Consider the following 2517-nt stretch of genomic DNA (forward strand, 5'->3'; position numbering starts at 1 on the left):
AGCCGGTCGCGGTCGGCGCCGCGCGCCACCTCCCCGATGAGCGCGGACTGCGCGGCGGGGAAGGCCCGGTCCGCGGCCGCCGTCAGGAACGCCACCGCGGCGAAGGCGGGCAGCGAGTGGGCTGCCGGGTAGAGCAGGAAGCCGACGGCCCGGACCGTGTAGAGCACGTACTGGACGGGGCGGGCCCCGAACCGGTCGACGGCGGCGCCCGCCAGCGGCAGGGCGCCCATCCCGGCCAGGCCGGTCACGGTCAGCACCGCGCCGACGACCGGGAACGACAGGCCGGTGACGTAGTGGAAGAACACCAGCGTGAACGGGACGTACATGCCGTTGCCGATGCCGTTTACGGCGCCGGCGAAGGTCATGGACCGTTCACCGGGTATGCGGCGCTTGCTCTTCACCGGGACCCCCTAGGTAGCTTGGTTGGAAGTAGCTTAGCCGTAAGCTACTTTCCGTCAAGCAACTTTCTTGCCGGGAAGCGAGCGGGTCCGGATACTCGGAACATGACTGACAAGGACGCCGTCGACGCGATCGTCGACCAGTGGGCGAAGGTGCGGCCGGACCTGGACACCACCGCGATGGAGGTGTTCGGCCGCGTCTACCGGCTCGCCCGCGGCATGGGCGACCGGATCGAGCAGACGTACGCGCGGCTCGGGATCTCCCGCGGCGAGTTCGACGTGCTGGCGACCCTGCGCCGCGCCGACGCCCCGCACACGCTCTCGCCCCGCCGGCTCTCGGCGGCGCTGATGCTGACGACGGGTGGCATGACGGGGCGCCTCGACAAGCTGGAGCGCCGGGGCCTGGTGCGCCGCTCCCCCGACCCGCACGACCGCCGCGGCCTTCAGGTCACCCTCACCGGCGAAGGCCTTGCGGTCGTGGACGAAGCGGTCGGCGCGGGGCTCGACGTCCAGAAGCAGGCCCTGGACGCGGCGCTCGACGGTCCGGCGGCCCAGCAACTGGCTTACCTGCTGCGGCAGTTGCTGGCCACCACCGCACCCGGTGACTGACGGCGGGCCTCAGCCCTCCAGGTACGCCAGCACGGCCAGCACCCGGCGGTTGTCGCTCTCGCCGGGCAGCAGGCCGAGCTTGGTGAAGATGTTGCCGATGTGCTTGGTGACGGCCTTCTCGGTGACGAACAGGGCCTCCGCCACACCCGCGTTGGAGCGTCCCTGCGCCAGCAGCCCGAGCACCTCGCGCTCCCTCGCGGTCAGCGAGCCGAGGCGCCGGTCGCGGACCTTGCGGGCGAGCAGCTTCGAGACGACCTCGGGGTCCATCACGGTGCCGCCGCCGGCGACCTGCCCGATGGTGGCGAGGAACTCGGCCCCGTTGGTCACCCGGTCCTTCAGGACGTAGCCGCAGGCCCCCGCGCCGTCGGCCAGCAACTCCTTCGCGTACAGGGGCTCCACGTACTGCGAGAGCAGCAGCACCGGCAACCCGGGCACCTGTTCGCGCGCGGCGAGGGCGGCGCGCAGGCCCTCGTCGCTGAAGTCCGGGGGCAGCCGTACGTCGACGATCGCGACGTCGGGGCGCTCCGCGACGAGGACCTTGCGCAGTTCGGGCCCGTTGTCCACGGCGGCGGCGACCTCGTGGCCGTACGCGCCGAGGAGTCGTACGAGACCGTCCCTCAGCAGGAAGTGGTCTTCGGCGACGACAACGCGCACGGCACCTCCATGGAGATCTGCGTCGGCCCGCCGGCCGGGCTGTGGACCGCGAGGACGCCGTCGAAGGTGGCGAGCCGGCGCTCGACCCCGGCCAGACCGCTGCCCCGGGCGGGATCGGCGCCGCCGCGCCCGTCGTCGGTGACCCCGACCCGCAGGGCGGCGCGCGCGGGGTCGTAGCCGATGTCGATCCACAGGCGCTCGGCGTCCGCGTGCTTGGCCGCGTTCGTGACGCTCTCGGCGACCGCGAAGTAGACGGCCGACTCTACGGGCGGCTCCGGGCGGCCGGCCAGGTCGACGGTGACCTCCGTCTGCAGCGGGCTCAGCAGCGCCAACGACCGTACGGCGTCGGCGAGTCCGCGGTCGGCGAGGACCGGCGGGTGGATGCCGCGGACCAGGTCACGCAGTTCCTGGAGGGCGGCCGACGAGGAGGCGCGGGCCTCGGCGAGCAGGGCACGGACGGCCTCCGGGTCGTCCTTCAGCCGGTGCTCGGCGGCGTCGAGGGTCATGCCCATCGCGACGAGCCGGGCCTGCGCGCCGTCGTGCAGGTCGCGTTCGATGCGGCGCAGTTCGGCGGCCGAGGTGTCCACGGCGTCGGAGCGGGTCGCGGCGAGGTGCGCGATGCGTGCGGCCATCATCTCCTGGTCGCCGGGGGTGAGCGTGGCCCGCACGAAGCGGGCGTGCCGGTCGAGGCTGCCGGGCGCGAGCGCGAGGCCCGCCGCGCCGATGGCCACGCCGAGCAGCCCCGCCATGACCGCGTGCGGCCGGTCGTCGACGTGAATGACCGTGTACCACACGCCGTCCCAGCTGTACGAGAGGGACCGGCCGAAGAACGCGAGGAAGACGCCCCACAGGCCGT

Annotated in this window: 4 protein-coding genes; 1 reads left to right on the plus strand and 3 read right to left on the minus strand. The window is 73.2% G+C overall.

The window, feature by feature from the left end; all coding sequences use genetic code 11:
• Nucleotides 1–401, minus strand: a 401-nt coding sequence (locus tag G3I40_RS02925) for an MFS transporter (RefSeq protein WP_343244803.1), incomplete at its 3' end; no start/stop codon positions are given.
• A gap of 102 nt (nt 402–503) precedes the next feature.
• Here G3I40_RS02925 and G3I40_RS02930 point away from each other — a divergent pair.
• A complete protein-coding gene (locus tag G3I40_RS02930) occupies nt 504–1007 on the plus strand; it encodes a MarR family transcriptional regulator (protein WP_164300570.1) in 504 nt (167 codons plus the stop codon).
• Nucleotides 1008–1016: 9 nt separating this feature from the next.
• Here G3I40_RS02930 and G3I40_RS02935 read toward each other — a convergent pair whose 3' ends face one another.
• Together G3I40_RS02935 and G3I40_RS02940 are read right to left on the minus strand one after the other, a co-directional pair.
• Complete coding sequence (locus G3I40_RS02935; RefSeq protein WP_164300571.1) at nt 1017–1661, minus strand: response regulator transcription factor; 645 nt, start codon at nt 1659–1661, stop codon at nt 1017–1019.
• On the minus strand, nt 1625–2517 hold an 893-nt coding region (locus G3I40_RS02940; protein WP_164300572.1), incomplete at its 5' end, for a histidine kinase. The genes G3I40_RS02940 and G3I40_RS02935, both read right to left, overlap by 37 nt.

Origin of the sequence: Streptomyces sp. SID14478 (assembly GCF_010548525.1) — a bacterium.
In the GTDB taxonomy this organism is placed as follows: Bacteria; Actinomycetota; Actinomycetes; order Streptomycetales; family Streptomycetaceae; genus Streptomyces.

Excerpts from the sequence above, each read along its gene's own strand:
- G3I40_RS02930 (WP_164300570.1), top strand. The coding sequence starts at position 504 with ATGACTGACAAGGACGCCGTCGACGCGATCGTCGACCAGTGGGCGAAG.